Source organism: Azospirillum baldaniorum, assembly GCF_003119195.2.
Taxonomy (GTDB): Bacteria; Pseudomonadota; Alphaproteobacteria; order Azospirillales; family Azospirillaceae; genus Azospirillum; species Azospirillum baldaniorum.
The window spans coordinates 68,728-75,000 of sequence record NZ_CP022253.1; the positions used below are offsets into that span (position 1 = coordinate 68,728).

Sequence of the window (6,273 nt, forward strand, 5' to 3'; positions counted from 1 at the left end):
CGGGCCATGAGAACCGATCCCGATGGCCTTCCCCATCATGACGACCGCCGCGCCCTGGCGGAAGCCCTGCGCGCCGCTCTGACGCAGCGCTTCCCGGACGCCGACGCCGATCTGGTCGCGGCCATCGGGGCCATGGCGGCCAGCCGCTTCTTCGGGGTGCGCTTCCGCGCCGAGGGCAACGCGGCCCGCGCCTGGGTCGCCCGTCGCCCCAACCCCGACGTGTTCGAGGTCTGGGACCCCGCCACCAGCGCCTGGGACTTCATCGAGCGCCTGCCCGACCCGAAGCTTTACCAGCCGACGCCGGAGGGCACCGCGCGCATCGCCGCCAAGGCGCAGGAGGCCATGGCCGCGGTCGCCGCCGCCGGGCGTCTGGCCCACGCCCTGGCCACCGGGATCGAGCCGGACGACGAGTAAAGAAAAATCAGGCGGTGGCGAACAGCCCGCCGTCCTCCGGCCCCTCCGATCCGTCGTCGGCGTTCGGGTCGGCGTTCGGATCGCCCAGCGCGGTTTCCCAGCCCAGCGCCGGCAGGGCGATGCTGCGCGTGTTGCCCAGCCCGCTGCGCGTGGCGACGAAGCCGCGCTGCTCCATATAGGTCAGCAGGCGCCGCGCCCGCCCGCGCGACCGGCTGCCGCAGGCCCGGGCCACCTCGGCGTCGGATGGGCAGGGCAGATGGTCCAGCGCCGCGCGGGCCAGCAGCAGGAAGACGACCTGGATGTCCTCCGGCAGGGTCGCCGCGACCTGGGTCGCCTTCGCCCAGGCGGGATTCTCCTCGGTGCCGTCCCCCGCCCCGGCGCGGGCCGCCGCCAGCTTGCGCCGGAAGGCCGGCAATTCCAGAAGCTCGCCCCGCACCCCCTGCGTCCGGCAGCGCACCAGGAAGTCCTGATACAGCACGGCGATGGAGCGGTAGGGCGCCTCCGGATCGGCCAGCACCTCGCGCAGGATCGCCTCGTAGGCGGCTTTGCGCTCCGCCGCCTGCTCCGGCGTTTCCGGTTCCTCCATGGGCAGCGCAGGGGCCGCGCCCTCGTTCTCCGGCTCCACCGGCAAGGGGCGCGGGCGGGAGAGCTGGGCCAGCAGGTCGGCGCTGGCGCTGGTCGAGGGGCGGCGCGCCGGCAGACGCGGCGGCTCCGGCTCGCCCGGCTTGAAGATCAGCTCCCGCGCATCCTCCAGCGGGGTGTCGGGCAGCGGCATGAGCTTCGGGCTGCCCGCCCGCCCCTGCGTCTCGACGGCACCGATGCGCAGCGGCAGCGGGCGGCGCGAGATCGCCGGGCCGAGCGCGATGAAGTGCCCGCGCTCCAGATCGCGGAACATCTCGGCGGTGCGGCGCTCCATGCCCAGCAGATCGGCGGCGCGGGCCATGTCGATGTCGAGGAAGGTGCGGCCCATCAGGAAGTTGGAGGCCTCCGCCGCCACGTTCTTGGCGAGCTTGGCAAGGCGCTGCGTCGCGATCACCCCGGCCAGCCCGCGCTTGCGCCCGCGGCACATCAGGTTGGTCATGGCGCCCAGCGAGACCTTGCGCGCCTCGTCCGACACCTCGCCGGCGGCCGACGGGGCGAAGAGCTGCGCCTCGTCCACCACCACCAGCATGGGGTACCAGTGATCGCGGTCGGCGTCGAACAGCCCCCCCAGGAAGGCCGCGGCGTGGCGCATCTGCATGTCCGCGTCCAGCCCCTCCAGGTTCAGCACGACGGAGACGCGGTGTTGGCGCACGCGGGCGGCGACGCTCTGCAGGGCGGCCTCGCTGTGCTCGTCGGCGTTCACCACGATGTGGCCGAAGCGCTCGGCCAGGGTCACGAAGTCGCCCTCGGGGTCGATCACCGCCTGCTGCACCCAACGCGCGCTCTGCTCGATCAGACGGCGCAGCAGGTGCGACTTGCCGGAACCGGAGTTGCCCTGCACCAGCAGGCGGGTCGCCAGTAGCTCCTCGAGATCCAGCATCGCCGACGCCCCCGTCGCGCCAGCCGTCATGGCCGCCCCCATGTCGATGCCGACCTTCATGCCCCGCCGCCCCCAGATCCATCATCGTCTGCGTTGAAGCGCACCCCTATAGCGCAAAGCGGGGCCACGGTGCGAAGGGCATTTTGGATCGCCCTCGCGCAGACGCCTTGCCTTTGTCACGAAATCGAAAAGATCATCCGCTACAAGATGGGCTTGCCCGTGACAAACATGGACAGCCGGCGGTGGACGAAGCCATGGCCTCGGTGCCAGCACAGGAAACGGACAACGGCTCCGGCACCCCGGCGGGAAGCGCCCGCAAGGCCGCGCTGCCGGCGGAATGGACCCGTCTTCTGGCCGGTCTGTCGGTCGCCTTCCAGCCCATCGTGCAGATGCGCACCGGGCGCTGCCACGGCATGGAGGCGCTGCTGCGCGGCCTGGAGCGCAGTCCCTTCGCCAGCCCCAACGACCTGCTGGACGCCGCCTGCATGCAGGGCCTGCTGGCCGAGGTGGAATGCGCCCTGCACGCCAAGGCGGTGGCGGCCTTCCGCGCGCTGGACCACTGGCCGAACGCCAAGCTGTTCCTGAACATCGACGCTCGAGTGGTCGGGGTGGCCGGCTCGCCCTGGCTGGCCCCTTTCGCGCCGGCCCCCTTCGCGCCGGACGGCGGCGCGCCCGACCCGCGCCTGACCATCAGCCTGGAGATTTCCGAGCGGCGGGAGCTGCGTCCCGACCACAGCATCGAGCAGGCCATCGACCGCTACCGGCAGGCGGGCATCGGGGTGGCGCTGGACGATTTCGGCGTCGGCTTCGCCGGGCTGCGGCTGCTCTACGAATCCAAGCCCGACTATCTGAAGATCGACCGCTATTTCATCGACGGCATCGACCAGGACACGCGCAAGCGGGCCATTGCCCACGCGCTGGTCAGTTACGCCCACGCGCTCGGCATCCTCATCATCGCCGAGGGGGTGGAGACGGAGAAGGAATTCCACACCTGCCGCGATCTCGGCTGCGACTTCGCCCAAGGCTATCTGATCGCCCGGCCGAGCCTGGAACTGCGCGCCGTGCCCGAGCGCTACGGCATCGTCGAGGAGCTGAACCGCCAGGACCGGCGCAAGCCGAACGAAACCCGCCTCCGTCTGTCCGAGGTGATCGAGCGGCAGCCGCCGCTGGCCGTCAATTCCCCGAAGACGGAGCTTCTGGAGTATTTCCGCGGCGACAACAGCCCATCCATCGCCCCCATCGTCGACCGCCAGCAGCGCCCGCTGGGGCTGATCCGCGAGCGCGACCTGAAGCGCTTCGTCTATTCCCGCTTCGGCAGCGAGCTTCTGCGCAACAAGGGGCTGGGCGACACGCTGCTGGATCTGGTGGTGAAGAGCCCGGTCTGCGACATCTCCACCCCGCTCGACCAAGTGATCGAAGCCTTCTCGGCCGAGGAGGCCAGCGACGGCATCATCATCATCGAAGGCGGCGAGTATGCCGGCTTCCTGTCCAGCGGCGCGCTGATCCGGCTGGTGCACGAGCGCAACCTCGCCATGGCCGCCGACCAGAACCCGCTGACCCGCCTGCCCGGCAACGCCGCCATCGTGCGCCACATCGAGCGGGCCCTTCAGGAGCAGGACCGCAGGCACGTCCTGGCCTATCTCGACTTCGACAACTTCAAGCCCTTCAACGACCGGTTCGGTTTCCGCCAGGGCGACCGCGCCATTCTGATGTTCAGCGAGCGGCTGAAGGCCTGGGCCTCGGGCAACGGCGGCTTCGCCGGCCACATCGGCGGCGACGACTTCTTCGTCGCCCTCAGCGGCGCCGAGGAGGAGGATGCGCTCGCCCGCATGGCGGACCTTGTCGCGCAGTTCCGCTCCGACGCCGAGAGCCTCTACGATCCGGAGGCGCGGGAGGCCGGCTGCTTCGAGGGCAAGGACCGCTACGGCGCGGTGCGGCGCTTCCCGCTGCTGTCGGCCAGCGGCGTCGCCGTGGTGATCGCTCCCGGCCCGCACCGCCTGACCTCCGACGCGATCAACACCGCCATCGCCGGCCACAAGGCCATCGCCAAGGAAAGCCCCGACAAGCTCTGCACCGTCCACCTCCCCCACTCCCTTGATCCCCTCCCCTGCGGAGCGGGGGAGGGTTAGGGAGGGGGCCCGCGGCGACACCCCAAACACAACGAAAAGCCGGCGCTTCCCCCAGGGGAAAGCGCCGGCTTGGTCGTTCATGAAGCCGATTGTCAAGTGTGCCTGAAGCCTTCTGCGTCCACGTCCTTGGATGGTTTGGCGTGTGCCGTGGTGACCTGGCGGCGACCTACTCTCCCACGTCTTAAGACGCAGTACCATCGGCGCTGAGGCGTTTCACGGCCGAGTTCGGAATGGGATCGGGTGTTGGGAGCCTCGCCATGACCACCAGGTCACCAAGGCACACGCGAACCATCCGGACGGGACGGCAGAGGGGTCGTTGAGCGAGGACGTATGCGTTCTTGTACTTGCGGTGTTGGCTCGTGCGCCCAGGGCTTGCCGCTGCGCGCGGGCCGCCTGCTGGGAAGGATCAAGCCGATCGAGCGATTAGTAAGGCTCAGCTTCAGGCGTTGCCGCCCGTCCACATGCCTCCTATCGACGTGATGGTCTGTCACGGCTCTCAAGGGAGTTCTGGTTTAGAGGTGGGTTTCCCGCTTAGATGCTTTCAGCGGTTATCCCGTCCATACTTAGCTACCCGGCCATGCCACTGGCGTGACAACCGGTGCACCAGAGGTATGTCCATCCCGGTCCTCTCGTACTAGGGACAGATCCTCGCAAAACTCCGACACCCACGGCAGATAGGGACCGAACTGTCTCACGACGTTCTAAACCCAGCTCACGTACCACTTTAATCGGCGAACAGCCGAACCCTTGGGACCTGCTCCAGCCCCAGGATGTGATGAGCCGACATCGAGGTGCCAAACGACTCCGTCGATATGGACTCTTGGGAGTCATCAGCCTGTTATCCCCGGCGTACCTTTTATCCGTTGAGCGATGGCCCGTCCACATGGAACCACCGGATCACTATGGCCGACTTTCGTCTCTGCTCGACTTGTCTGTCTTGCAGTCAGGCGGGCTTATGCCATTGCACTCGTCGAGCGATTTCCGACCGCTCTGAGCCCACCATCGCGCGCCTCCGTTACACTTTGGGAGGCGACCGCCCCAGTCAAACTACCCGCCATGCAGGGTCCCGGCTCCGGATGAACGGAGCGCGGTTAGATGCCAGAGACCTCAAGGGTGGTATTTCAAGGATGGCTCCACCCGAGCTGGCGCCCGGGCTTCCTAGCCTCCCACCTATCCTACACATGAGATCCCTAGCACCACTGCAAAGCTGTAGTAAAGGTGCACGGGGTCTTTCCGTCTGACCGCGGGTACTCCGCATCTTCACGGAGAGTTCAATTTCGCTGAGTTGGTGTTGGAGACAGCGGGGAAGTCGTTACGCCATTCGTGCAGGTCGGAACTTACCCGACAAGGAATTTCGCTACCTTAGGACCGTTATAGTTACGGCCGCCGTTTACCGGGGCTTCAATTCGGAGCGTGAACCCCTCCTCTTAACCTTCCGGCACCGGGCAGGCGTCAGACCCTATACGTCGCCTTGTACGGCTTCGCAGAGCCCTGTGTTTTTAGTAAACAGTCGCCACCCCCTGGTCTGTGCCCCCCGCCATGGCTTGCGCCACAACGGGGCCCTCTTCTTCCGAAGTTACGAGGGCAATTTGCCGAGTTCCTTCAACACCATTCTCTCAAGCGCCTGGGTATACTCTACCAGTCCACCTGTGTCGGTTTGGGGTACGGTCTGATGCGGGGGCTGTTTCCTGGAACGGGTCCCCAGCCGGGCCAATCCGATAAGGCCCGACACGCTTTCCCATTCGTCACACACCCGCTGGCCCACGAATATTAACGTGGTTCCCATCGACTACGCCTTTCGGCCTCGCCTTAGGGGCCGGCTCACCCTGCGTGGATTAACCTTGCGCAGGAACCCTTGGACTTTCGGCGACAGTGTTTCTCACACTGTTTGTCGCTACTCATGTCAGCATTCTCACTTCCGATACCTCCAGGCACCCTCGCGGGGACCCTTCGCAGGCTTACGGAACGCTCCGCTACCACGTGATCAGAGATCACATCCGCAGCTTCGGTACACGGCTTGAGCCCCGATACATTTTCGGCGCAGGCCGGCTTAACTAGACCAGTGAGCTATTACGCTTTCTTTAAAGGATGGCTGCTTCTAAGCCAACCTCCTGGTTGTCATGGCCTTCCCACATCCTTTCCCACTTAGCCGTGATTTGGGGACCTTAGCTGGCGGTCTGGGCTGTTTCCCTCTCGACGATGGACCTT

Annotated in this window: 3 protein-coding genes and 2 rRNA genes (1 of these 5 only partly in view); 2 read left to right on the forward strand and 3 right to left on the reverse strand. The window is 66.8% G+C overall.

Annotation, left to right across the window (positions count from 1 at the left end):
* Positions 1–6 precede the first annotated feature (6 nt).
* A complete protein-coding gene (locus Sp245p_RS00275) occupies positions 7–414 on the forward strand; it encodes a hypothetical protein (RefSeq protein ID WP_014239109.1) in 408 nt (135 codons plus the stop codon).
* A gap of 7 nt (positions 415–421) precedes the next feature.
* Here Sp245p_RS00275 and Sp245p_RS00280 read toward each other — a convergent pair whose 3' ends face one another.
* Complete coding sequence (locus Sp245p_RS00280) at positions 422–1,996, reverse strand: helicase HerA domain-containing protein (protein ID WP_014239108.1); 1,575 nt, start codon at positions 1,994–1,996, stop codon at positions 422–424.
* 182 nt (positions 1,997–2,178) lie between these two features.
* On the opposite strand from Sp245p_RS00280, the gene Sp245p_RS00285 reads away from it, so the two are divergent.
* Positions 2,179–4,065 (forward strand): bifunctional diguanylate cyclase/phosphodiesterase, encoded by a 1,887-nt coding sequence (locus Sp245p_RS00285; RefSeq protein WP_244439342.1) that lies wholly within the window; start codon positions 2,179–2,181, stop codon positions 4,063–4,065.
* 153 nt (positions 4,066–4,218) lie between these two features.
* Here the strand turns inward: Sp245p_RS00285 and rrf are convergent.
* Positions 4,219–4,334 (reverse strand): 5S ribosomal RNA (gene rrf / locus Sp245p_RS00290).
* 133 nt (positions 4,335–4,467) lie between these two features.
* Positions 4,468–6,273: ribosomal RNA gene (locus tag Sp245p_RS00295) — 23S ribosomal RNA — on the reverse strand (it continues 941 nt past the right edge of the window).

Excerpts from the sequence above, each read along its gene's own strand:
- Sp245p_RS00280 (WP_014239108.1), bottom strand. The coding sequence starts at position 1,996 with ATGAAGGTCGGCATCGACATGGGGGCGGCCATGACGGCTGGCGCGACG.
- Sp245p_RS00275 (WP_014239109.1), top strand. The coding sequence starts at position 7 with ATGAGAACCGATCCCGATGGCCTTCCCCATCATGACGACCGCCGCGCC.